Genomic DNA, 23,967 nt, shown 5'->3' on the forward strand with positions numbered 1-23,967 from the left:
GGTCAGCCGCGATAGAACGCGGGACGCTCGGCCATCGCGATCGGCTCGACCGCGCCGCTCTTCTGTGCGCGCACGCATGCGTCGGCCGCGACCGCCGCCGCGTAGCCGTCCCACGCGGACGGGCCGGTCAGCGCGCCCTGCCGCACGCCGTCGATGAACGCCTGCAGCTCGACGTCGTACGACGCGATGAAGCGCTCCTTCCAGTCGGTCATGATCTCGACCGACTGCCGCGCTGCCTGCTTGAGCCCGACGGCCGGCGGATCGGGCAGCTTCGCGATGCCCTGCTCGCCGACCACCTCGCACTGGATGTCGTAGCCGTACTGGCAATTCACGAAGATCTCGACGTCGATGCGCACGCCGCTTGCGGTTTCGAGCAGCACGATCTGCGGATCGGCGAGATGCGCGGACGCATGGCGCGTCTTCTTCGGATAGACGACCTGCGCGCTCGCGTAGTCCTCGCCCAGCAGCCAGCGCAGCACGTCGAGTTCGTGGATCAGCGTGTCGGTGATCGCCATGTCGGTCGTGTAGCGCTCGCCGACCGACTGGTTGCGGTGCGCGCAATGCAGCATCAGCGGCGCGCCGATTTCGCCGCTGTCGATCACGCGCTTGAGCGCGCGATAGCCTTCGTCGTACGGCCGCATGAAGCCGACCTGCACGAGCCGCTTGCCGTGCGCGACTTCGGCTTCGACGATCCGCATGCAGCCGTCGGCGGTGACGGCGAGCGGCTTCTCGCAGAACACCGGCTTGCCGTGCGCGATCGCGTCGAGCACGAACGCTTCGTGCGTCGGCCCCCACGACGTGACGAGCACGGCCTGCACGTCGGCGGCCGCGACCACTTCGTGGCCGTCGCCGTAGATCTCGGCGTCGAGCCCGTACTTCGTCACCGCGTCGCGCGCCTGCTGCGGATCGATGTCGTTGACGGCCACGACGCGCGCGCCGGACAGCGTGCGGGTCAGTCTGCGAATGTGGTCCTGGCCGATCGCGCCGCAGCCGATCACGCCGATTTGCAAGGTCATGCAGTTGTCTCCAGTCGTTCGTTCATCAGCGGCGCGGCCCGTGCCGCGCCGGTCAACAATCGGTCATCAGCCGGTCAGCGCCCGGTGCGATCGAAATGGCGATCGACGTAGCGCTGGATCGCGTCGCGCATGTAGCGCGACGACGCTTCCGCGCGGTCTTCCCACGCGAACACGCACGACGACATCACGCCGTCGAAGCCGGCCGCGCCGAGCGCGCGGAAAAACACGTCCCAGTCGATCTCGCCCTGCCCGATGTCGAGATGCTGGTGCACGCGGATCTGGTTCGAGCCGGGCGGGTTCACGATGTAGCGCAGCTGGCTGCTCTTGCGGTGGTCGAACGTGTCGGCCACGCGCACGTGCGCGAGGATCGGCGCGGCCTGCGCGATCATCGCGGCCATGTCGTCGCCGTAGTAGAACGTGTGCGGCGCGATATACGACAGCTTCAGCGACGGCGAATCGATATTGGTCACGATGTCGATCGCCGGCTGCAGTTGCTCGATCCAGTCCTCCGGATGCGGCTCGACCGACAGCACGATGCGCTCGCGCTCGAGGATCGGCAGCAGCTCGTCCATCGAGCGGAACCACGCGGCCTCGCACAGCTCCTTCGGGTTCGCGCCCGGCCGCTCGCCGACCGAGCGCTCCGGCGACGCGCCGCGCCCGAACTCCGACACCATCAACGGGCACTCCATCTCCACTGCCACCTCGATCGCCTTCTTCCAGCAGCGCACGGCCCATTGCCGCTCGTCGTCGAACGGGCTCGCCCAGCGGTACATCGGCTGCAGCGACGCGAGACCGACGCCGCTCGCGCGCATCGCCTGGCGGAACGCGGCCATGCGTTCGCGGGTCGCGCGCGGCATCACCCACCAGTCGAGAAAATCGCTGCGCGGAGACAGCTCGATCTGGTCGTAGCCGAGCTCGGCCACCGCGTGCGGCAGGCGATCGAGCGGCAGGTGGCGAATCATGTAGGGATCCAGAGCGATCTTCATCTTCTTCCCGGGTATTTCCGTGGTTTCGATAGTTTTTGAATCGATCAGCGACGCGACTTCTTGTTGCGATACTGGTCGGCGATCACGGCCGCGACGATGATCGCGCCCTTCACCATCTCCTGGTAATACGCGTCGATGCGGATGAACGTGAAGCCCGACGTCATCACGCCGAGGATCAGCACGCCGATCACGGTGCCCGTCACGCGGCCGAGGCCGCCCGACAGCGACGTGCCGCCGATCACGACGGCCGCGATCGCATCGAGCTCGTACATCACGCCCATGCCCGACTGGCCGGAGATCGCACGCGCGGCCGTCACGGTGCCGGCGATGCCGCTCAACAGGCCCGCGATCGCATAGACGAAGATCAGGTGCCGCGTGACGTTGATACCCGACACGACGGCCGCATGGCGGTTCGCGCCGATCGCATACGTGTACTTGCCGAAGCGCGTGTAGCGCAGCACGACGTGGAAGATCGCGGCCACCACCAGGAAGATGATCACCGGATTCGCCCCTGCGCCGATCGCCGCGAACGGGTCGGTCAGCATCGACACCGGCATCCCGTTGGTGAACCACTTCGCGAAGCCGCGCGCGGCGACCATCGTGCCGAGCGTCGCGATGAACGGCGGGATGCCCGTCAGCGCGATCAGCGTGCCGTTCAAGAGACCGACCAGCAGCCCGACGCACACGCCGGCCAGCACCGGCCAGATGATCGGCAGATCGGTGAGGTGCGGAAACACCGCGCGCGGGAAGTCGGACACCTGCGCGAGGCTCGCCGACACGACGGCGGCCGCCGCGACGACCGAGCCGGACGACAGGTCGATCCCGCTGGTGATGATCACGAGGTTCACGCCGACCGCGATGATGCCGATCACGGCCATCTGCAGCACGATGATCTCGAGCCGCTCGGCATTGAACAGGAAGCTCTGGCCGACGACGACCCAGCCGACGATCTCGAAGAACAGGCTGATGCCGACCAGCACGAGGAAGATGCTCAGTTCGGGCGGCCACTTCGTATGCCGCGACTTGAGTGTCATGGTCTGCGCATCCGCGACCGGGTTCAGGTTGCCCATTTCAGTTGTCTCCAATCTTGTTTCGGCTCAGCGCGACGCGAGATCCATGATGCGGACCTGGTCGGCGTCCTTGCGATCGACGATGCCGGTCATGCGCCCTTCGTGCATCACCATCACGCGATCGCTCATCCCCAGCACTTCCGGCATTTCCGACGAGATCATCAGCACCGCGACGCCCTTGCCGGCAAGCGCGCTGACGAGCCGGTGAATCTCGGCCTTCGCGCCGACGTCGATGCCGCGCGTCGGTTCGTCGAGGATCAGGATGCGCGGTTGCGTGAGCAACCATCGGCCGATCAGCACCTTCTGCTGATTGCCGCCCGACAGGTTCTGGATTTCCTCGTGCAGCCCGGGCGACTTCACGCGCAGCATCCGGCTCATTTCCTCGCAATCGCGCTTCAACTGCGCCTGCTGCACGAAATTGAACTTCACGTAGCGGCGGCTGAGCACGGCCGCTTCCATGTTCGCGAGCAGGTCGAGATTCAGGAAGCAGCCGGAATCCTTGCGGTCCTCGGTGAGGAACGCCATCCCGTGCTTCATCGCCTGCGCGGGCGTCGCGATCCGCACCGGCTTGCCGTCGATGCGGATCTCGCCCGAGGTCGCCGGCACGACGCCGAACAGCGCCTCCGCGACGTTCGAGCGCCCCGAGCCGACGAGGCCCGCGACACCGAGGATTTCACCCGCGCGCAGCTCGAAGCTCACGTCGCGGAACACGCCGTCGACGCAGAGATCCTTCACCGACAGCACGACGTCGCCGATCGGCACGTCTTCCTTCGGGAACATCTGCGTGATCTCGCGCCCGACCATCATGCGGATGATGTCGTCGCGCGTGACGTCGGTCGACGCATGCGTGCCGATGTACTTGCCGTCGCGGAATACCGAGAACTCGTCGGCGATCTCGAACAGCTCGTTCATCTTGTGCGTGATGTAGACGATGCCCTTGCCCTGCTCGCGCAGCTGGCGAATGATCCGGAACAGGTGCGTGACTTCCTTGTCGGTCAGCGCGGAGGTCGGCTCGTCCATGATCAGCACGTCCGAGTCGAACGACACGGCCTTCGCGATCTCGACCATCTGGCGGCTCGCGACCGTCAGCGTGCGCACGTCGGTCTCCGGATCGATGTCGATCGACAGCCGCTCGAACAGCGCGGCCGTGCGGCGGCGCAGCTCGGCGTGATCGATCAGGCCGAAGCGGTTCTTCGGTTCGCGGCGGATCCAGATGTTCTCCGCGACCGTCATGTACGGCATCAGGTTGAGTTCCTGATGGATCATCGCGATGCCGCGGTCGAGCGCATCGAGCGGGCCGTTCAGCACGACCGGTTCGCCGTTGATCAGGATTTCGCCCTGGTCGGGCGTGTAGACGCCCGCGATGATCTTCATCAGCGTGGACTTGCCGGCGCCGTTCTCGCCCATCAGCGCATGAACGGTGCCGCGGCGCACGCGGAACTGCACGCCGTCGAGCGCGACGACGCCGGGAAAGGACTTGCCGACGCCACGCACCTCGAGCACGCAGTCGGCCATGGGCGCACCGGACGAACCCGGCGCGGCGGACGAAGCGGCCGGTGCGCTTTCGCTGGCCATCGAGCGCGCGATCCTGGCTGTAAACATGGACGTTCCTCGAAAGTCGCGCGCGAACCCGGTCGCGCCGGGCCCGCGCAGTTCAGCGGAAAAACCGGTCAGTGCTTCGCGTACTGGTTCATGTTCTCCGGCGTCACGAGTTCGAACGGCACGTTCACGTAGCGATCGACCGGCTGCTTCTTCGCGAGCTTGAGCGCCGTGGCCACGGCTTGCGCGCCCTGCCCGGTCGCGTTCTGGTAGACCGACACCTTCAGCTCGCCGGCCTTCATCGCCGCGAGCCCGTCCGGCGTCGCGTCGATGCCGGCGACGACCGTTTTCGGCGTCAGCTTGCGCGCGGCCTTCAGCGCATTGATCGCGCCGATCGCCATTTCGTCGTTGTTCGACACGATCGCGTCGAACTTCGTGCCGGAACTCAGCCAGTTCATCGTGATGTCCTGGCCCTGCGTGCGGCTCCACTTGCCTTCGCGCTTGTCGACGATCTTCATGCCCGAACATTCCTTCGTCGCGATCACGTCCTCGATGTCCTTGGTGCGGGCGCGCGCCGATTCGTTGGACAGCTCGCCCATCAGCACCAGGAGGTCGCCCTTGCCGCCGAGCAGCTTGCACACCTGGCGCGCCTGCAGCGTGCCCGACTGTTTTTCGTCGGACGCAACGACCGCGACGCCGGCCGGCAGCTTGTCGAAATCGACCGGCTTGCGGTTCACGTAGACGAGCGGAATCTTCGCCGCGGTCACCATCTTCGTGATCTTCGGCGTCGCGTCGGTATCGACCGGGTTCACGACGATCGCGTCGACCTTCTGCGCGATCATGTTCTGGATCTGGCTCAACTGCTTGCCGACGTCGTTGCCGCCGTCCTCGATCTGCGCCGTCACGCCGTCCTTCTTCGCCGAATCGGCGATGCTGTTGCGCAGGATGGTCAGGAATGTGTCGTCGAACGATGCCATCGTCACGCCGATCTTCTCGGCATGCGCGAGCGGCGCAGCCAGGATCGCGGCGGCCGCGACGGCCATCAGCTTGGTCTTCATGATCAATCTGTCTCCTCATCTCCGGGGGGCGGAAGACGGCGCGTTGCGCGCCGCCGGGCCGAGTCCGATCTGGTCCGATCGGGACTGAAGCATCCGGATGAAACTGTAGATCACTTCCTCGAAAATTTGGAAATTTATTTCTACGTGATTTCACCTAGGGAACTGGATTTCCAAAAAGTCTAGACTCCGTTCCGTAGCCCGACTCCCGGTGGCAGGCAGCCTCGTGTCGTGCGGCATAGGCCGCGGACAGCCGCCACGGGACCGGTCCCCTAATCTGCCGGCAGCGCCGAACGCCGGCCGCGAGCGTGACACGTGATATGAGCCTGCTGAACTTTCCGAGTGACCGCCCCATCGATCTCGCCTGCCTCGGCCGCGTGGCCGTGGATCTCTATGCGCAGCAGTACGGCAGCCGCCTCGAGGACGCGCGCAGCTTCCAGATGTATCTCGGCGGCTCGTCGGGCAACGTCGCGTTCGGCGTCGCGCGGCTCGGGCTGAAGACCGCGATGATTTCGCGCGTCGGCGATGAGCAGATGGGCCGCTTCCTGCGCGAGACGCTCGAGCGCGAAGGCTGCGACACGAGCCAGCTGCAGACCGACCGCGAGCGCCTCACCGCGCTGGTGCTGCTCGGGTTGAAGGATCGCGATACGTTCCCGCTGCTGTTCGTGCGCGAGAACTGCGCGGACATGGCCGTGCGCGCCGACGAGATCAGCGAGGACTTCATCGCCGGTTGCCGCGCGCTGGCGATCACCGGCACGCACCTGTCGACGCCGGGCACGCGCGAAGCGTCGCTGACCGCGTTGACGTATGCGCGCCGCCACGGCGCCGTGCGGATCCTCGACATCGACTACCGGCCGGTGCTGTGGGGGCTGACCGCGCGCGGCGCCGGCGAAAACCGCTACGTGCCCGACGCGCAGGTGACGCGGCAACTGCAGCAGGTGCTCGGCGAATTCGACCTGCTGGTCGGCACCGAAGAGGAATTCCTGATCGCGGGCGGCGTGCCGCACGACCTGATCGGGTCGTTGCAGGCGGTGCGCGCGATCACGAACGCGACGCTGGTGGTCAAGCGCGGCGCGCTCGGCTGCTGCGTGATCGAAGGCGGCATTCCGGCCAGCATCGACGATGCGCCGACCTTTCTCGGCGAGCGCGTCGAAGTGCTCAACGTGCTGGGCGCGGGCGACGCGTTCCTGTCGGGCCTGCTGTCGGGGCTGCTGCGCGGGCGCGACTGGGCCGAATCGACGCGCATCGCGAACGCGTGCGGCGCGATCGTCGTGTCGCGCCACGCGTGCTCGGCCGCGATGCCGACGCCGGCCGAACTCGCGCACTGGTTCGACGGCAGCCGCAATCCGCAGGTCGATGCGGACCGCACGCTCGCGCACCTGCATCGCGTGACGGTCGCGCGCCGCGAATGGGACGACCTGTGCGTGATGGCGTTCGACCATCGCAGCCAGTTCTACGAGCTCGCGGTGCAGGCCGGCGCGGACGAAGCGCGGATCAAGACGCTGAAGCGCCTGCTCGTGCGCGCGGTCGAACAGGTCGAGCGCGATCGCGGGATCGCCGGCCACGTCGGCGTGCTGATCGACGGCGGCGCGTACGGCAGCGACGCGCTCGCGTCGGCCACCGGGCGCGGCTGGTGGGTCGGCCGCCCGGTCGAGCTGCCGGGCTCGCGGCCGCTGCGCTTCGATGACACGCGCTCGGTCGGCTCGTCGCTCACGCACTGGCCGACCGAACAGGTCGTGAAGTGCCTCGTCCACTATCACCCCGACGACCCCGTCGACCTGCGCGTCGAGCAGGAGCAGCGCGTGCTGGAACTGTGGGAAGCCACCCGCGCGAGCGGCAACGAGCTGCTGCTGGAAATGATTCCGCCGCGCGCGGTCACGCCGGCCGGCACCGAGGACGACGCGGTGCTGCGCACGGTCGCGCGCTTCTACAACCTCGGCGTGAAACCCGAATGGTGGAAGCTCACGCCGCTGAGCGCCGACGGCTGGGCGCGGCTCGCCGCGCTGATCGCCGAGCGCGACCCGTACTGCCGCGGCGCGGTGATCCTCGGGCTGAACCAGCCGCTGCAATACCTCGTCGACAGCTTCCGCGCAGCGACCAATCCGATCGTCAAGGGCTTCATGGTCGGGCGCACGCTGTGGGCCGATGCGTCGCTGAACTGGTTTGCAGGCAGGATCGACGACCAGGCGCTGATCGACGAAGTCGCCGGCAACTTCGCGCAACTGGTCGACGCGTGGCTGGGCCGCCGGGCCGGCGCGCGCCCCGCCGCCGCGGCCTGATGCCCGTGTTCGTGACGATCACCCGACTTCTTTCTATCGACCGACGATGACCACCACCGTAAGACTGACCGTCAGCCAGGCGCTCGTGCGCTACCTGGCCGCCCTGCGCGCCGAAGTCGTCCAGCCCGACGGCCGCACCGAAATCCTGCCGTATTGCGGCGGCGTGTTCGCGATCTTCGGACACGGCAACGTGGCCGGGCTCGGCGAAGCGCTGCATGCGGAGAAGGACCGGCTGCCGACGTTTCGCGCGCACAACGAGCAAGGAATGGCCAATGCGGCCGTCGCGTTCGCGAAAGCGAATTTCCGTCAGCGGATGATGGCCGCGACGTCGAGCATCGGCCCCGGCGCGACCAACATGCTCACGTCCGCCGCGCTCGCGCACGTCGGCCGCTTGCCGCTGCTGTTGCTGCCCGGCGACGTATTCGTGTCGCGACTGCCCGACCCGGTGCTGCAGCAGGTCGAGGATTTCGAACAGGGCGACGTCAGCGCGAACGACTGCTTCCGGCCCGTGACGCGCTACTTCGACCGCATCACGTCGCCCGAGCAACTGCTCGTCGCGCTGCCGCGCGCGATCCAGGTGATGACCGACCCCGCGCAGTGCGGGCCCGTGTGCCTCGCGCTGCCGCAGGACGTGCAGACCTTCGCGTACGACTGGCCCGAGGATTTCTTCGCGCCGCCGGTGATCCGGATGCGCCGGCCGCCGGCCGACGCGCTCGAACTCGCCGATGCGCTCGACGTGCTGAAGGCCGCGAAGAAGCCGCTGATCGTCGCCGGCGGCGGCGTGCTGTACAGCCAGGCGTGGGACGCGCTGCGCGCGTTCGCCGACACGCACGGCGTGCCGGTCGCCGAATCGCAGGCCGGCAAGGGCAGCCTCGCGTGGGATCACCCGCTGAACCTCGGCTCGATCGGCGTGACGGGCTCGCCCGCCGCGAACCGCGCGGCCGCGCAGGCCGACGTCGTGTTCGCGGTCGGCACGCGGCTGCAGGATTTCACGACCGGTTCGCACGCGCTCTACGGCGACGCGACGCTGTTGAGCCTGAACGTGCAGCCGTTCGACGCGGGCAAGAAACGCGGCCGGCAACTGGTGGCCGATGCGCGTACGGGCCTCGGCCAGCTGTCGGCCGCGCTCGCCGGCTGGCGTGCCGACCCGGCGTGGACCGCCGCGAACCGCGACCAGGCCGCCGCGTGGAACGCGCGCGTGACGGACCTGACCACACGGATTCCGAAGGACACGCTGCCGTACGACGCGGAAGTGATCGGCGCGGTGCGCGACTCCGCGGCCGACGCGGGGCGCGACAGCGCGCGCGACGATCTGGTCGTCTGCGCGGCCGGCACGCTGCCGGCCGAACTGCACAAGCTGTGGCGCAGCGGCGTGCCGGGCAACTACCACATGGACTATGCGTATTCGTGCATGGGCTACGAGGTCGCGGGCGGCCTCGGCGCGAAGCTCGCGCGGCCCGAGCGCGAAGTGATCGTGATCGTCGGCGACGGCTCGTACATGATGCTCAACGCCGAACTCGCGACCTCCGTGATGCTCGGCCGCAAGATCATCGTCGTGATCCTCGACAACCGCGGCTACGGCTGCATCGAGCGGCTGCAACTCAACTGCGGCGGCGCGAGCTTCAACAACATGCTCGACGACTGCGTGCCCGAAGGCGGCGAACGCTCGACGATCGACTTCGCGATGCACGCACGCTCGATGGGAGCCGACGCCGTGCACGTGCGCGACGTCGGCGAGCTGCGCCACGAAATGAAGCGCGCACGTGCGGCGACGACCAGCCAGGTGCTCGTGATCGACACCACGCACCGCCGCACGACCGACGACGGCGGCGCGTGGTGGGAAGTCGCGGTGCCGCAGGTGTCCGAGCGCGCGGGCGTCACGGACGCACACCGCGCGTATCTCGACGCGAAAACCCGCCAGCGGCGCTGATCCGCTCACCCTCTCCATCGGCCGCGCCGACACAACACCATTCGAACCAGGAAATACGTCATGAGCTGGAACGTCCGCATCGGTATCAATCCCCTGTCGTGGATGAACGACGACCTGCCGTCGCTCGGCGGCGAGACGCCGCTCGAAACGGCGCTGAAGGAAGGCGCCGAAATCGGCTATGCGGGCTTCGAGCTCGGCAACAAGTTTCCGAAGACGGGCCCCGAACTGAAGGCGAAGCTCGCCGAATTCGGGCTCGTGTGCGTGTCGGGCTGGTATTCGGGCTTCCTCGCGGAGCTCGCGCCGGGCATGACCGATGCCGATGCCGTCGCGGCCGAAATCGAGCGTTGCCGCGCGCACATGACGAAGCTGCAGTACAACGACGTGAAGGTCGTCGTGTACGGCGAATGCGCGGGCACGATCCAGGGCAGCATCGACACGCCGGTCGCGAAGCGGCCGCGTTTCGTCGACGACGCAGCGTGGCGGCGCTATGCCGCGCGCCTCGACGCGTTCGGCGCGCACCTGCTCGACACATACGGCATCAAGCTCGCCTACCATCACCACATGGGCGCGTACGTCGAGTCGCCGGACGACGTCGACCGGCTGATGGCGCTGACCGATCCGGCGAAGGTGTTCCTGCTGTTCGACACCGGCCACGCGTATTTCGGCGGCGCGGCCGACCCGGTCGCGCTGCTGACGAAGCACGTGTCGCGCGTCGCGCACGTGCATTGCAAGGACGTGCGGCCGCAGGTCGTGAACCAGGCGCGCAACGACGGCTGGAGCTTTTTGAACGGCGTGATCAACGGCACCTTCACGGTGCCGGGCGACGGCGCGCTCGACTACGACGCGACGCTGCGCACGCTGAAGGACGCCGGCTACGAAGGCTGGCTCGTCGTCGAGGCCGAGCAGGACCCGGCCGTCGCGCCGAGCTATGCGTATGCGAAAAAAGGCTACGAATCGCTGCGCGCGATCGTCGACCGGTTGAGCGCGTGAGTTCGCGCGAAAGCGCCTGAGCGTTCGCGCCCCACCCCATTGCGGAGACTTATTTCATGACGATTTCTCCCCTGCTGGTCAAGGCATCCGCCGACCGCGAGATCTGCAACGTCACGCCCGAATCGGCCGGCTGGAAGCACGTCGGCTTTCGCGCGCTGCGCCTGAAGGCCGGCGACACCGAAACGCTCGACACCGGCACGCGCGAACTGTGCGTCGTCGTGCTGACCGGCACGGTGCGCGCGGACGTCGACGGCGAAACCTACGATGCGCTCGGCAAGCGCGACAGCGTGTTCGAGGACGTGTCGCCGGACGCGCTGTACGTGCCGGGCGGCAAGACCGTCACGCTGGTCGCGACGCGCGATGCGGAAGTCGCGCTGTGCACGGCGCCGTACGCGAGCGGCGACAAGCGCGTGCGGCGCCTCGACGGCGAGCGGATGCGCCGCTCGGTGCGCGGGCAAGGCACCAACACGCGCTACGTCTGCGACATCCTGATGGGCGACAACCCGGCCGCCGACCGCTTGCTCGTCGTCGAAGTCGTCACGCCGGCCAGCCATTCGAGCAGCTATCCGCCGCACAAGCACGACCGCGACGCGGCGCCCGACGAAACCTCGCTCGAGGAAACCTATTACCACCGGATCGATCCGCCGCAGGGCTTCGCGTTCCAGCGCGTGTACACCGACGATCGCAGCCTCGACGAAGCATGCGCGGTCGAGAATCACGACGTCGTGATGGTGCCGCGCGGCTATCACCCGGTGGTCGCGCCGCACGGCTACAACCTGTACTACCTGAACGTGATGGCGGGCCCAAGCCGCGCGTGGGCGTTCAAGAACGATCCCGCGCACGAGTGGATGCTCGACGCGGCGCCGAAACGCTGAAGCGCTGACACGCCGAAGCACTGAACGGAAGACGGGCCCGCGCGCGGCCCGTGACGATGCGACGCCCGGCACGCGCGTGCAGCGCCGGCAACGCGACGGAGCCGCCATGGTGACGCCCCCCTTTCGCCTCGAACCCCACGCCTTCGACGACGATGCGTCGAACCCGGCGCTGCCGCACTTCAATGCCGCCGTCGCACGCCGCATCGGAGAAATCGCGGTCAACCTCGCGTCGCGCCGCGGGCTGCCGATCGCGGTCAGCATCGTCGGCGGGCACGCACCGCTGTTCTACTGCGCGCTCGACGGCAGCGGCGCGCACGACAGCGATGCAATCCGCCGCCGGCAGAACACGGTACTGCGGTTCGGCCAGAGTTCGCTCGCGGTCGGCGCGTGCTTTCGGCGTGCCGGCTGGTCGCTGCGCTCGCAGGGCCTGTCGGACGACGACTACGCGCTCGACGGCGGCGGCGTGCCGTTGCGGGTCGCCGGGGCCGGCATCGTCGGCGCGATGACGATCGCGGGGCTCGGCTCCGAAGCCAATCACGCGCTCGTCGTCGAATGCTTGCGATGGCACGTCGGCGCGAATGCGCTGGCGATGAGCGCGTAACGCATCACGCCCGTTCGCGGCCGGCGGCCTGCGGGCCGCACAGCGCCACGGCATGCGTCTTTCATTCGACGCGAAACGCGAACGGAATCCGAACGGGCCGCAGCGTGTCGAGATTCACGCCGGCGAGCCCCGTTCGCCCTTTGGCCAGCAGCGTATCGTCGCGATAGACCTCCTGCTGGAACGCGATACGCACGCGCGTGAGCTCGGTCAGCGTCGTGCGGATCGTCAACGGTTCGTCGTGACGCGCCGGCGACAGGAACGCCGTCTCGATGCGGCAGACGATGAGTCCGGTTCGCAGTTCGGCCATCATGTGCGCGAGATCGATGCCGTTGGCGCGATACCATTCCATCCTGGCCTGATCAAACCAGCGCAGGTAGTTCGCGTGATAGGCGACGCCGCCGAGATCGACATCCGCGAACGGCACGCGCAACGAAAGGTGATGGCTGCGATGGCTGGGAGCAACATCCATGTCGAGACCTCCGGGAGAAATCGGCAGTTCGGGAAAAGGAATGCGGCGTCGCTATTGCATCTGCGCGCGATAGGCGTTCGTCATCACGAGCGTCGCATTGACGCCGCCGAAACCGAAACTGTTCGTCATCACGGTCGTCAGTGTCCGCTGCGTGGGTACGGTGACGATGTCGAAGCCGCGCGCGCCATCGTCGAGCTGCTCGATGTTGATGCTCGGCGCAATGAATCCGCCGTTCATCATGAGCAGCGCATAGATGAATTCGTGCACGCCGGCCGCACCCTGCGCGTGGCCGGTCGTCGACTTGGTCGACGACAACGGCGGCGCGGCCTCGCCGAACACGTTCCGGATCGCGCGTAGTTCGCGGATATCGCCGACGGGCGTAGACGTGCCGTGCGTGTTCAGATAGTCGATCGGCAAATCGATACCGCGCAATGCGAGCCTCATGCTGCGCTCGGCGCCTTCGCCGGACGGCACGACCATGTCGACGCCGTCGGTCGTCGTGCCGTAGCCGATCACTTCCGCATACACGTGGGCGCCGCGCTCGATTGCATGGTTCATTTCCTCGACCACGACGATCCCTGCGCCGCCGGAGATCGCGAAGCCGTCGCGGCCCGCGTCGTAGGTGCGCGATGCACGCGCCGGCGTATCGTTGAAGCGGGTCGACAACGCGCCGATCGCATCGTACTGGCACGCGATTTCCCAGCCGAGTTCTTCGGCGCCGCCGGCGAACACGATGTCCTGCGTGCCCGCGCGGATCAATTCGACCGCATGGCCGATGCACTGTGCCGATGCGGCGCACGCGCCGCAGATCGCATAGCTCACGCCGCGCACGCCGAACGCGACGGCCAGGCACGCGGCATGCACGGACGGCATCGAATGCACGATGTCGTAAGCGCCGACGCCGCGCAAGCCGCGCGTGCGCATGGCATCGACCGCATGAACGTAACCGAGCGATACCCCGCACGCGTTGCCGACGATCACGCCGGTACGCTCGTTCGACACCAGGTGTGGGGGGAGCCGCGCGTCGTCGATCGCTTGTTGCATGCACGCGAATGCTTGCAGCGCGGCAGGGGTCATCCATCGGAGATGCCGGCGGTCGACGCGGTCTGCGGCGGGCGCCTCGACGGGCGCCCAGACGTGACTGCGCAATCCGGCGTCCCTGAACGATTCGGAAAACACGATGGCGCTGCGGCCCGCGCGCAGCGCTTCGCGCACGGTCGGGACATCGCTGCCGATGCTGGACGCAATGCCGATCCCCGTGATGACCGCACGTCTCATGTCCCGCTTCCCCGAAAACGAACCCTGTCGGCGTCGGCCGCATGCCGAGCGTCGCGCCGCCGATGTTCGCTCGACTGGCCAGCGACGTGCGCCGTCTGCATCCGGATGCAAACCGTTCAAACCCGCCGGATCACTTCAGAGGAATTAAATATCGAAATTCGCGTTTTCGCAAACCCGACCGACGCTGCGCGGCGGGGATGCCGCGCCAGCGGGGGCCTGCGACGCGGCAATCGCGGGGCACGTTGCCGCGCGCACGGCCCCCCCGATGCCGACTCAGCGCAGCCCGCCGCTCGCGACCAGGCGCTCGCCGGTCAGCCAGCGTGCATCGTCCGACGCGAGGAACACGGCGACCGACGCGATGTCGTTCGGCTCGCCGAGGCGGCCGAGCGGCGTCTGGCCGAGCACCTGCGTTTCGAGATCGGAACCGATGATGCCCGCGCTGTGCGTGCCCTCGGTCACGACCATCCCCGGGTTGATCGCGTTCACGCGGATCTTGCGCGGCGCGAGTTCGAGCGCGAGCACGCCGGTGATCGCGTCGACCGCGCCCTTCGTGCCGCTGTACACGGCGCTGGCCGGCGGCGTGATGCTGGTCACGACCGAGCTGATGTTGATGATGCTCGCGCCCTCGCCGAGATGCTTGACGGCCGCCTGCGTGGTCAGCAGCACGCCGAACACGTTCGTGTCGAACTGCCGGCGGTAGTGTTCCTCGGTGATCGCTTCGATCGGCGCGAATTCGTACACGCCGGAATTGTTGACGAGCACGTCGAGACGACCATACGTGTCGATCGCGGTATCGACGATGCGCTGCGCATCGGCGGCCTTCGACACGTCGCCGCCGACCGCGACCGCGCGGCCGCCCGCTTCGGTGATCGCGCTCACGACCGCATCCGCGCCCGCCTTGCTGCTCGCGTAGTTGACGACGACCGACGCACCTTCGTCGGCCAGTGCCTTCGCGATCGCCGCGCCGATACCCTTCGATGCGCCCGTGACGACCGCTACCTTGCCTGTCAGCTTGCTCATGATTTCATTCCTCAGTCCGAAGACGTTCGATGGATGGCGCCGGTTGCCGAGACGATGCGTCGATGCATCGATGCGTTGGGATGGCGACCGGCCTGACTGGCAATGTACGGTGCGGCACCGCAGCGATAAAGCGGCTCGACGCGAATTGACTGGCGGAGTTTGCCGAACAATCGACCGGGCGCGGTCAACCGGCGCTCAGCCACGCGTCGGCGACTTCGCCGCCCAGCCCGTCGAGCGCACCGTCGTAGACGATCCGTCCCCGCCCCATCACCGCCACGCGCCGCGCGAGCCGCGGCGCGAGCTGCAGCCGCTGCTCGATCAGCACGATCGAAACGCCATCGGCCTGCAGCGCGGCGAGACACGTGCCGACCTCGTCGACCGCGAGCGGCGCGAGTCCTTCGGCCGGTTCGTCGACGATCAGCACGCGCGGGCGGCCGGCGAGCGCGCGCACCAGCGCGAGCACCTGCTGCTCGCCGCCCGACAGCCGCCCGGCTTTCACGTCCGCGCGTGCGGCCAGCAGCGGAAAACGGTCGAACAGGCGGTCGAGCGCCGCACGCTCGGCCGCACCGCTCGCGCCGCGCAAACCGAGCCGCAGGTTGTCGCGCACGCTCAGCAGCGGGAACACGTCGCGGCTTTCGGCGACGTAAGCAACGCCGCGCCGCGCGATCTCGAACGTCCGCGCGCCCGCGCATTCGGCGCCGGCGATGCGCACCGAGCCGGCCGTGCGTACCAGCCCCATCACGGCCTTCGCGAGCGTCGAGCGCCCCGAGCCGTTGCGGCCGAGCAGCGCGAGCGTCTCGCCCGGCGCGAGCGCGACATCGACGCCGTCGAGCACGGGCCGCATGCCGTACCATGCGCGCAGCCCGCGAATGTCGAGCACGGCGCTCATGCGGCGCCCTCGCCCAGGTACGCGGCACGCACGCGCGGATCGGCGCGGATCGCGTCGGGCGCGCCGGTCGCGACCACCATGCCGCGCACGAGCACCGTGATGCGTTCGGCGAAACCGAACACCGCGTCCATGTCGTGCTCGATCATCAGCACGGTGCAGCCCTGCGTCGTCGCGCGGATCAGCGCGATCATCCGCGCCGCCTGCGCGCGGCTCATGCCGGCCGTCGGCTCGTCGAGCAGCAGCGTACGCGCGCCGCTCGCGAGCGCGATCCCGAGGTCGAGCGCGCGCTGCTCCGCATAGCTCAGTTCGCCGGCCGGCGTGTCGCGCCGCGCGTCGAGGCCGATGTCGTGCAGCACGCGCGCGGCCGCGAGATCGACCGACGCCGATTCGCGCAGCCGGTTCCACCAGCGCCGCCGTTCGGCCGGCGCATGCAGCGCCGCGCAGCGCAGGTTGTCGAACACGCTCAGGCGCGCGAACGCGCTCGTCTGCTGAAAACTGCGACCGATGCCCAGGCGACTCGCGACGACCGGCCCGCGCCCGCGCAACTCGACGCCGTGCAGCACGACGCGCCCGCGCGTCGGCCGCGTCGCGCCGGCGATCACGCCGAACAGCGTCGACTTGCCCGCGCCGTTCGGCCCGATCAGCGCGTGGCGCTCACCGGCCGCGATGCTCAGATCGACACCGTCGAGCACGGTCTGCGCGCCGAAGCGCTGCACGACGCCGTGCAGCGCGATCGCGTTGCCGTTCATCGCGCGTCCTCCCGCGTGCCGGCCGCCGCGCCATGTCCGAGCCGCGCGCGCCAGCCCCACAGCAGCGCGCCGATGCCGGCCGCCGAGGCCGCCACGGCCCAGCCGGCCGGCGTATCGGCGTCGATGCCCCACGCGCCGAACGCGAGGCCTGTGCCGTCGTCCTGCGCGAAGCGCCACGCATAGCCGAGTTCGGCCGCGCAGACGAGCGCGACGCCCCAGAACGCGCACGCGCCGACGCCGCACAGCACGCGCCATCGCTCGACCGCCGGCGCGCCACGCCGTAGCGCCTGCGCGAGCACCTGTGCGATGCCCGCGATCCCGCCCGGCGCGGCGACGACGATCGCGACGAACAGCACGCCGAGATACAGCGCCCATGCGCGCGACACGCCCGCGACGCCGATACTCAGCGCGGTCAGCACGGCCGCGCCGGCCGCCGGCCCGAAGAACGTGCCGGTGCCGCCGATCACCGCGGCGATCAGCACGGTCGCCGAGCGCGCCATCGACACGCTGTCGGGCGTCGCGATCTCGACGTCGATCAGCGTCAGCGTGCCGGCGATGCCGGCGAAGAACGACGCGCAGGTGACCATCGCGAGCCGCACGCGGCGCGGATCGGTGCCGAGCGCCGCGACACGCGCCGGGTTGTCGCGCACCGCGTTGGCGAGCCGCGCGAGCGGCGTGCGCGTCAGCGCATGCATCGCCCACGCCGACACGACGCACCACGCGGCGATCAGCGCATACGCGTGCGCCGGCGCGCCGAAATACCCATTGCCCCACGGCGCGCCGCTCGCGCGGTCGATCGGCACGCCGCCGATCCCGCCGAACCACGCGGGCACGCTCCATGCGGCCGCCGCGACGCATTCGCCGAGCCCGAGCGTGATCATCGCGAACGCGGTGCCGGAACGGCGCGTCGCCAGCAGCCCGGCGACGCATCCGAAGCCCGCGCCGGCCACGCCGCCGACGAGCGGCAACAGCGGCAGCGGGCCGCCGACGTGATTGAACCAGTGCGCGGCCGCGTACGCGCCGAGGCCCGCGAACGCCGCATGCCCGAACGACAGCAGCCCGGTCGTGCCGAGCTGCAGGTTGTACGACAGCGCGAGCACGACGAGCGCGGCCGTCTGCGCGAGATAGCCGAGCACCGCGCCATGCGGCCACAGCCACGCAGGCAGCGCGACGCACGCGGCGAACAGCGCCCAGCGCACGCCTGCGGCGAGGGCGCGGCTACGCATCGACACGCTCGCCGAATAATCCGCGCGGCCGCGCGACCAGCACCGCGACGAGCAGCAGGTACGGCACCAGCGGCGCCAGTTGCGCGATCGACACCGCGGCGACGCTATCGGGCAGCGCGATGCCCGTCCATTGCGCGAGGTCGCGCAGCGACGTGTCGCTCGCGGCCGCGAAGGTCTGCGCGAAGCCGACCGCGAGCGACGCGACGAACGCGCCGCCGAGCGAGCCCAGGCCGCCGATCACGACGACCGCGAACACGACCGACCCGACGGTTTCGGCGAGCGCCGGCTCGATCACCGCGAGCGGCGCGCCGATCACGCCGGCCAGCGCCGCGAGCGCGGTGCCCGCGCCGAACAGCGCCGTCATCACGCGCGGCACGTCGTAGCCGAGCGCCTCGACCGCCGCGCGATGCGTGAGCGCCGCGCGCACGACGAGCCCGATGCGCGATGCGCGCAGCAGCACGCCGAGCGCGACCAGCATCGTCGCGGACATCGCCATCATGAACAGCCGGTAACGCGGCAATGCGAGGCCGAACACGCTCGCGGGCGCGCCGTCGAACAGCGGCGGCACGGGCGCCGGCAGCGGCGCGAGGCCCCACGCGAGTTTCGCGCCCTCGCCGATCAGGTACGCGAGACCGAAGGTCAGCAGCAGCTCGCTCGTATGGCCGCGCGCCTGCACGCGGCGCAGCAGCACGCGTTCGCAGCCGGCGCCGAGCAGCCCGACCGCGAGCGGCGCGAGCACGAGCGCCGGCCAGAAGCCCGCAAAGGCCGCGATGCTGTAGCCGACGTACGCGCCGAGCATGTAGAAGCTCGCATGCGCGAAGTTGAGCACGCCCTGCACGCTGAAGATCAGCGTGAGGCCGGCCGACAGCATGAACAGCAGCAAGCCGTAGCTGAGGCCGTTGAAGGCCTGGAGCGCGAATGCGTGCACCGCGTCCGGTCAGGTGGCGAGCGGTTCGAGCGCGGCGCGCAGCGCGTCGGGCAGCGGCACCGGGCGGCGCGTGCCGCGATCGACGTACACGTGCACGAAATGCCCCTGCGCGGCGGGCGACGCATCGCCTTGCGCGAACAGCCCGACTTCGTAGCGCACGCTCGACGTGCCGAGCTTGACGACGCGCAGGCCGGCGTCGACCGATTGCGGGAACACGAGCGGCGCGAAGTAGTTGCACTGCGTCTCGACGACGAGCCCGATCGTCTGCCCGTGCTCGACGTCGAGCACGCCCGCGCGGATCAGGTACTCGTTCACGACGGTGTCGAAGTAGCTGTAGTAGACGACGTTGTTCACGTGCCCGTAGACGTCGTTGTCCATCCAGCGGGTCGTGATCGGCAGGAAGTGGCGATAGGCGTCGCGCGGACGCGGCTGCGGCTTGTCGGACATGGCGATGGCGCTCAGGACGATGGAGACGAAGGGAACGATGGGGACAATTGGAACGACGCGCGGCGGCCGAAGCTCGCGACGCGCCGGCAGGCAACGCAGCACCGCGCCGCAATCGCGCGCGGCACGGCGGACGACACGCTGCGGGCAGGCCGGCCCGTCACTGCCCCGGCCGGTCGACGAAGTCGAAATCGAGGCCGCGCGCGCGCATCCAGTCGGCGAGCGCGATGCCGGTGCCGGCGCGCCAAGGGCGCAGCAGCGGCGGATCGACGAGCTTGTATTCGAGCAGTTCCGGCGACAGCGACACCGTGCCCGACGCCCGCACGTGGTACGCGATGATCAGTTCGTTCTTGCGGATGAATTCGTACACGCCGACGAGCGATACGTGCTCGGCCTTCAGCGCGGTTTCCTCGAACACCTCGCGCGCGATGCCGTCCTCGGGCGTCTCGCCGTTTTCGAGGAAGCCGGTGATCAGCGCGAACATCCCTTCGGGCCACGCGGCGTTGCGCGCGAGCAGGATCTTGCCGTCGAGTTCGACGATCGCGGCGACCACCGGCAACGGGTTGTTCCAGTGCACGTAGCCGCAGGTGTCGTCGGGGCAGGCCTGGCGGATGCGGCCGCCTTCATGGTCGGGATCGGCACGCTCGGTCAGCGGGCTCGCGCAACGCGGGCAAAAGCGGTAGTCGGCGGTGGTCATCGATGGGGATCTGGCGAGCGCCGGGCATCGGCCTGCGGGCCGCGTCGGGCACCCGCTCGGCGCGGGAAAGGCTTCATTCTAGCGAGTTTGCCCGCGCCCGGGCGTCGGTCACTCGCGGTGCATCGGCCGCGTGCGATATCGCCGGGCCAGGCGCCGGTGCACCCCGGTCTAACGCCATAAAAACGAAAATTTAGTACTTGTCCGATTCACGGAGGGATACATCGAATGAAAAAATCGCCCCTTTCCCACTCTTTGGCCACCGCGCAAAAATGCAATTGCACATCAAGAAAACGATCGCAGCGGGATGGCGCCGTTACACGCTGCCGATCCAGCCGGGTGGCCGGCAGCACCGAACCCGCGCAAGTACGGTCGTAACGGATTCGTGCGCGTGGGCGCGTCGCTCGCCACGCTACCTCGCGGCCGCACGGCTTGCCCGGCGGCTGGCGTTCCTCGGCGTGGCCATCTGCCTGTCGCCGCACGCATCGGCGGCGTCGTCGCTGTACGGCTTCGGCAAAGACAAGGTCGCGATCCCGTCCGGCGCACCGTCCGGCATGGTCGTGGCGCGCGAGTATTACAGTCCGCAACAACTTTGCAACGCCGCCACCTGCGAAGTGACGAGTTCGAAGCTCTATCCGAAAGGCAGCATTATCAGCACTGCGCCCGGCCCCGACATCGAGACGGGCGTATCCGGCCTGTCGATGCGCGTGATCGCCGACGGTGTGGCACTCAGGGACACGACCCGCATGACGGTCCGCTCGGGCATCGAGGTTCAGTTGTTCCTCGACGGGCGGCCGCCGCAAAACGGCACGCTGAAGCCCACCTTCGCGGGCAACTACGTGACCATCTACTACAAGAGCGGCCTGTTCGGCGATTACACGCAGATCTTTCTCGTGCCCGAGGTCCGGTTCATCGCCGGCACCTGCACGGTTCCGTCACAGACGGTGAGATTGTCGGATGCGTCGGCAGCCAGCTTCAATGGCGTCGGAAGCAGCACGGGCGCCACGCCTTTCGTCGTCCAGTTCAACAACTGTCCCGCCGGATTCAACCAGATCGGCTACCAGTTTCAGCCGGCAACCCCCGCCATCGAATATCTGCCCGGTACGCTCGCATTGCAACCGGACTCAACGGCGGCGGGCGTCGGCATCCGGCTGCTCAACCCGGTAGCAAACGAATATGTGCCCCTCGGTCAGTCACGCCCCACGCCGTACGACGGACAGGCGGGTTCCTACATGCTGCCGTTGATCGCCTCCTACGTGCAGACCGATCCCGTCGTGCGCGGCGGATCAGTGCGCGCGTCGGCGCTGATCCTGCTCGACTATCGTTGAACGCGAGCGAGCATGGCCGGGCCGGCCCGTCGGGTCATCGCGACACATCCCGTTCGCCGGCTCGGTCGACCGGGTGTGCATCGGCTCCTGCCCCGGCCCGTCCGCCCCGTTGACCGCCTGCGGCCTGCGTCAACGCAGGCCATGTTCGCCCGCCGCAAACGTCAACGCGGGTTGCGCGACAATGCCGTCGCGCAGAAGCCCGCGGCGCCCACTACCAGCGCCGCCGCCGCGACCCACAGCGCCGGCGTAAACGACCCGAAACGCGCGGCCAGCGGCGCCGCGACGAGCGGCCCGAGGATCTGCCCGACGCCGTACGACGCGGTCGCATAGCCCATCAGCCCGGCCGCGCGCTCGCCGTGCAGGCGCCGCGCCTCGCGCATCGCGAACAGCGTGATCGCGGTGAACGGCAGGCCGAGCAACGCGCTGCCGATCGAGAAACCGGCCGCGTTCGGCCATACGATCCCGGCCGCGATGCCGAGCGCCTGCGTCGCGCAGCCGGCCGCCAGCAGCAGCCGGTTGTCCCAGTGCCCGGGCAGCCGCGCGGCCGTGATCGCACCGACGATCAGCGCCGCGCCGAACATCGGCCAGAACAGGTCGGGCCACGGTGAGGCGGCCGGCAGCGCGGCGCGCGCGATCACCGGCAGGAACGTCGCGGTGATGATGTAGCCGAAGCCCGGTGCGCCGTACAGCACGACGAGCCACGCGGCGTCCGCGCGATGGCGTCGCGTGTCGGCCCGCGCCGTCGGGGTGGCCGGAGCGACGCTGGCCGCATGCGGCGCGGCGGCCGGCGGTGTTGTGGCCTGTGCGCGCGCCGGGGTCGGAGTCCGTTCGGGAGCCGGCGCCGTACCGAACGTGCGCCAGATCGCGACCGACAGGAGGGCCGACAACGCCGCGAAACCCAGCCAGCCCACCGCCGCGCGCTGGCCGGCCAGCGCGCTGCCGATCAGCCCCGTCACCACGATGCCGACGCCCGGCCCCGCATAGATCACCCCGCTCCATTCGGGCGCATGCAGCTCGGCCAGCCGCCGCAGGCCCCATTGCGACACGAACACGAACGTCCATGCGCTGACGACGCCCGCGACGAAGCGCACGACGAGCCACACCGGCAGCACGTGACCGACGCCCATCGCGGCGGTCAGCAGCACGGTTGCCGCGAGCCCTAAGCGCACCATCCGAGCCGGCGCGACGCGCAGCGCCGCGCAACTGACCGCGCCAACGAAATAGCCCGCATAGTTCGCCGACGCAAGCCAACTGCCGGCTTTCAGCCCGATCGAACCGTCCGCGAGCATCAGCGGCAACAGCGGCGTGAACGCGAAACGGCCGACGCCGAGCACGACGGCCAGGCCGACCATGCAGGCCAGCGCGGCCGCGCGGGCACGGCGGTCGGCGTGGTCGGACGAAAGCACGCGGGCAGCGGCGGTCAGGGCATTGAAGCGGGACATGGCGGGATGGGCCGGCGCGGCGCGCGCGCCGGCCGGATCGGAAATCGGAATGGGTCCATCCTAGCTTGACCAAGCGTTCTCGAAAAATGAATAATTGAGAATCGACTCATCCCCTGGAGAGAATCATGGACCTGGCGGCGCTGGCGATTTTCCGGGCGGTCGTGCGCGAGAACGGCGTGACGCGCGCGGCGGCCAAGCTCAATCGCGTGCAGTCGAACGTCACGACGCGCATCAAGCAGCTGGAGGAGGAACTCGGCGCGGCGCTGTTCGTGCGCGACGGCCGCCGGCTCGTGCTGACCCCGGCCGGGCAGACGCTGCTGCCGTATGCGGAACGCCTGCTCGCGCTCGCCGACGAGGCGCGCGACGCGGTGCGCGAGGACACGCCGCGCGGGCGGCTGCGGCTCGGCACGATGGAAAGCACGGCCGCGAGCCGGCTGCCGGCCATCCTCGCGCGCTACCACCATGCGTGGCCCGACGTGTCGCTCGAACTGCTGACGGGCACGACGGGCTGCCTGATCGACCGCGTGCGCGACTTCGAGATCGACGCCGCGCTGTTCGCGCGGCCGCCCGAGCCGGACACGCTGCCCGACACGTTCGAGACGGTGCCGATCTTCCGCGAGGATCTCGTGCTGCTCACGCCGCGCGGCCATCCGCCGGTGCGTACGCCGCGCGACGTGATCCTGCCGACGCTGATCGCGTTCGAGCGCGGCTGCGCGTATCGCAAGTACGTCGAGCAGTGGTATGCGGCGCACGGCGTGAAGCCGGCGCGCGTGCTCGAACTCGGCTCGTACCACGCGATCGTCGCGTGCGTCGCGGCCGGCGCGGGCATCGCGGTCGCGCCCCGTTCGGTGCTCGATCTGCAGCCCGAGACCGGCAACGTCGCCGCGCACACGATTCCCGAACTCGCAGGCATCGACACGCTGCTCGGGTGGCGGCGAGGGTATGCGTCGGCGGCGCTCGCCGCGCTGCGCGATGCGCTCACCGAAGCCACGCGGCAGCCCGGCGACGCGGCGAAGCCGGCCGCGACCGTGCCGGCCTGACCCGGTTCGCGCGCCGCCGCAGCGATCCACGCGCACAGCCTGCACAAACGAAACGACCCGACCAGCGCCTGCCGATCGGGTCGTTTTTCGATTCACGCGATGCCGTCAGGGCGACGGCA

At 69.1% G+C, this 23,967-nt stretch carries 22 protein-coding genes; 7 read left to right on the top strand and 15 right to left on the bottom strand.

Annotation, left to right across the window (positions count from 1 at the left end; all coding sequences use genetic code 11):
- Positions 1–2: 2 nt before the first annotated feature.
- The 5 genes from HWX14_RS04200 to HWX14_RS04220 all read right to left on the bottom strand — a co-directional run bounded on the left by HWX14_RS04200 (position 3) and on the right by HWX14_RS04220 (position 5,669).
- On the bottom strand, positions 3–1,016 hold the full coding sequence (locus HWX14_RS04200; RefSeq protein WP_175881658.1) for a Gfo/Idh/MocA family oxidoreductase: 1,014 nt from the start codon (positions 1,014–1,016) through the stop codon (positions 3–5).
- 74 nt (positions 1,017–1,090) lie between these two features.
- A complete protein-coding gene (locus HWX14_RS04205) occupies positions 1,091–2,002 on the bottom strand; it encodes a sugar phosphate isomerase/epimerase (protein WP_175881659.1) in 912 nt (303 codons plus the stop codon).
- Between the two features lie 44 nt (positions 2,003–2,046).
- Positions 2,047–3,072 carry an ABC transporter permease gene (locus tag HWX14_RS04210; protein ID WP_174432082.1) on the bottom strand — a complete coding sequence of 342 codons (1,026 nt, stop codon included), beginning with the start codon at positions 3,070–3,072 and terminating at the stop codon, positions 2,047–2,049.
- 27 nt (positions 3,073–3,099) lie between these two features.
- Complete coding sequence (locus HWX14_RS04215; RefSeq protein WP_175881660.1) at positions 3,100–4,674, bottom strand: sugar ABC transporter ATP-binding protein; 1,575 nt, start codon at positions 4,672–4,674, stop codon at positions 3,100–3,102.
- Positions 4,675–4,742: 68 nt separating this feature from the next.
- Positions 4,743–5,669 (bottom strand): sugar ABC transporter substrate-binding protein, encoded by a 927-nt coding sequence (locus HWX14_RS04220; protein WP_175881661.1) that lies wholly within the window; start codon positions 5,667–5,669, stop codon positions 4,743–4,745.
- Positions 5,670–5,986: 317 nt separating this feature from the next.
- Between HWX14_RS04220 and iolC the strand changes: the two genes are divergently transcribed.
- From iolC to HWX14_RS04245, 5 genes are all read left to right on the top strand, one after another.
- Positions 5,987–7,945, top strand: coding sequence for a 5-dehydro-2-deoxygluconokinase (gene iolC / locus HWX14_RS04225; protein WP_175881662.1), 1,959 nt, complete (start codon positions 5,987–5,989; stop codon positions 7,943–7,945).
- 46 nt (positions 7,946–7,991) lie between these two features.
- A complete protein-coding gene (gene iolD, locus HWX14_RS04230) occupies positions 7,992–9,875 on the top strand; it encodes a 3D-(3,5/4)-trihydroxycyclohexane-1,2-dione acylhydrolase (decyclizing) (RefSeq protein WP_175881663.1) in 1,884 nt (627 codons plus the stop codon).
- A gap of 60 nt (positions 9,876–9,935) precedes the next feature.
- Positions 9,936–10,865 carry a myo-inosose-2 dehydratase gene (iolE, locus tag HWX14_RS04235; protein WP_175881664.1) on the top strand — a complete coding sequence of 310 codons (930 nt, stop codon included), beginning with the start codon at positions 9,936–9,938 and terminating at the stop codon, positions 10,863–10,865.
- 56 nt (positions 10,866–10,921) lie between these two features.
- A complete protein-coding gene (iolB, locus tag HWX14_RS04240) occupies positions 10,922–11,740 on the top strand; it encodes a 5-deoxy-glucuronate isomerase (protein ID WP_175881665.1) in 819 nt (272 codons plus the stop codon).
- A gap of 106 nt (positions 11,741–11,846) precedes the next feature.
- The gene (locus HWX14_RS04245; RefSeq protein WP_175881666.1) at positions 11,847–12,341 is read left to right on the top strand and encodes a heme-degrading domain-containing protein; all 495 of its coding nucleotides are present in this window, start codon (positions 11,847–11,849) and stop codon (positions 12,339–12,341) included.
- Positions 12,342–12,402: 61 nt separating this feature from the next.
- On the opposite strand, the gene HWX14_RS04250 is transcribed toward HWX14_RS04245, so the two are convergent.
- From HWX14_RS04250 to HWX14_RS04290, 9 genes are all read right to left on the bottom strand, one after another.
- On the bottom strand, positions 12,403–12,810 hold the full coding sequence (locus tag HWX14_RS04250) for a YbgC/FadM family acyl-CoA thioesterase (RefSeq protein WP_175881667.1): 408 nt from the start codon (positions 12,808–12,810) through the stop codon (positions 12,403–12,405).
- A gap of 51 nt (positions 12,811–12,861) precedes the next feature.
- On the bottom strand, positions 12,862–14,088 hold the full coding sequence (locus tag HWX14_RS04255) for a beta-ketoacyl synthase N-terminal-like domain-containing protein (protein ID WP_175881668.1): 1,227 nt from the start codon (positions 14,086–14,088) through the stop codon (positions 12,862–12,864).
- A gap of 273 nt (positions 14,089–14,361) precedes the next feature.
- The gene (locus tag HWX14_RS04260; protein ID WP_175881669.1) at positions 14,362–15,108 is read right to left on the bottom strand and encodes a glucose 1-dehydrogenase; all 747 of its coding nucleotides are present in this window, start codon (positions 15,106–15,108) and stop codon (positions 14,362–14,364) included.
- A 184-nt stretch (positions 15,109–15,292) separates the two neighbouring features.
- Complete coding sequence (locus HWX14_RS04265) at positions 15,293–15,997, bottom strand: ABC transporter ATP-binding protein (RefSeq protein ID WP_175881670.1); 705 nt, start codon at positions 15,995–15,997, stop codon at positions 15,293–15,295.
- Positions 15,994–16,746 carry an ABC transporter ATP-binding protein gene (locus HWX14_RS04270; protein WP_175881671.1) on the bottom strand — a complete coding sequence of 251 codons (753 nt, stop codon included), beginning with the start codon at positions 16,744–16,746 and terminating at the stop codon, positions 15,994–15,996. Before HWX14_RS04270 ends, HWX14_RS04265 begins: the two co-directional genes overlap by 4 nt.
- Complete coding sequence (locus HWX14_RS04275) at positions 16,743–17,972, bottom strand: branched-chain amino acid ABC transporter permease (RefSeq protein WP_175881672.1); 1,230 nt, start codon at positions 17,970–17,972, stop codon at positions 16,743–16,745. Before HWX14_RS04275 ends, HWX14_RS04270 begins: the two co-directional genes overlap by 4 nt.
- Positions 17,965–18,900 (bottom strand): branched-chain amino acid ABC transporter permease, encoded by a 936-nt coding sequence (locus HWX14_RS04280; protein ID WP_175881673.1) that lies wholly within the window; start codon positions 18,898–18,900, stop codon positions 17,965–17,967. Before HWX14_RS04280 ends, HWX14_RS04275 begins: the two co-directional genes overlap by 8 nt.
- A 9-nt stretch (positions 18,901–18,909) precedes the next feature.
- Positions 18,910–19,347, bottom strand: a complete 438-nt coding sequence (locus tag HWX14_RS04285; protein WP_175881674.1) for a thioesterase family protein — start codon at positions 19,345–19,347, stop codon at positions 18,910–18,912.
- Between the two features lie 157 nt (positions 19,348–19,504).
- On the bottom strand, positions 19,505–20,041 hold the full coding sequence (locus tag HWX14_RS04290) for an NUDIX domain-containing protein (protein ID WP_175881675.1): 537 nt from the start codon (positions 20,039–20,041) through the stop codon (positions 19,505–19,507).
- Between the two features lie 269 nt (positions 20,042–20,310).
- Here HWX14_RS04290 and HWX14_RS04295 point away from each other — a divergent pair, with 269 nt between their 5' ends.
- The gene (locus HWX14_RS04295; RefSeq protein ID WP_244130160.1) at positions 20,311–21,366 is read left to right on the top strand and encodes a fimbrial protein; all 1,056 of its coding nucleotides are present in this window, start codon (positions 20,311–20,313) and stop codon (positions 21,364–21,366) included.
- A gap of 161 nt (positions 21,367–21,527) precedes the next feature.
- On the opposite strand, the gene HWX14_RS04300 is transcribed toward HWX14_RS04295, so the two are convergent.
- The gene (locus HWX14_RS04300) at positions 21,528–22,808 is read right to left on the bottom strand and encodes a YbfB/YjiJ family MFS transporter (RefSeq protein ID WP_175881676.1); all 1,281 of its coding nucleotides are present in this window, start codon (positions 22,806–22,808) and stop codon (positions 21,528–21,530) included.
- Positions 22,809–22,933: 125 nt separating this feature from the next.
- Between HWX14_RS04300 and HWX14_RS04305 the strand changes: the two genes are divergently transcribed.
- Positions 22,934–23,848 (top strand): LysR family transcriptional regulator, encoded by a 915-nt coding sequence (locus HWX14_RS04305; RefSeq protein ID WP_175881677.1) that lies wholly within the window; start codon positions 22,934–22,936, stop codon positions 23,846–23,848.
- The last annotated feature ends 119 nt before the right edge of the window (positions 23,849–23,967 follow it).

The sequence above is a fragment of the Burkholderia sp. BCC0044 genome, from assembly GCF_902832955.1.
Lineage (GTDB): Bacteria > Pseudomonadota > Gammaproteobacteria > Burkholderiales > Burkholderiaceae > Burkholderia.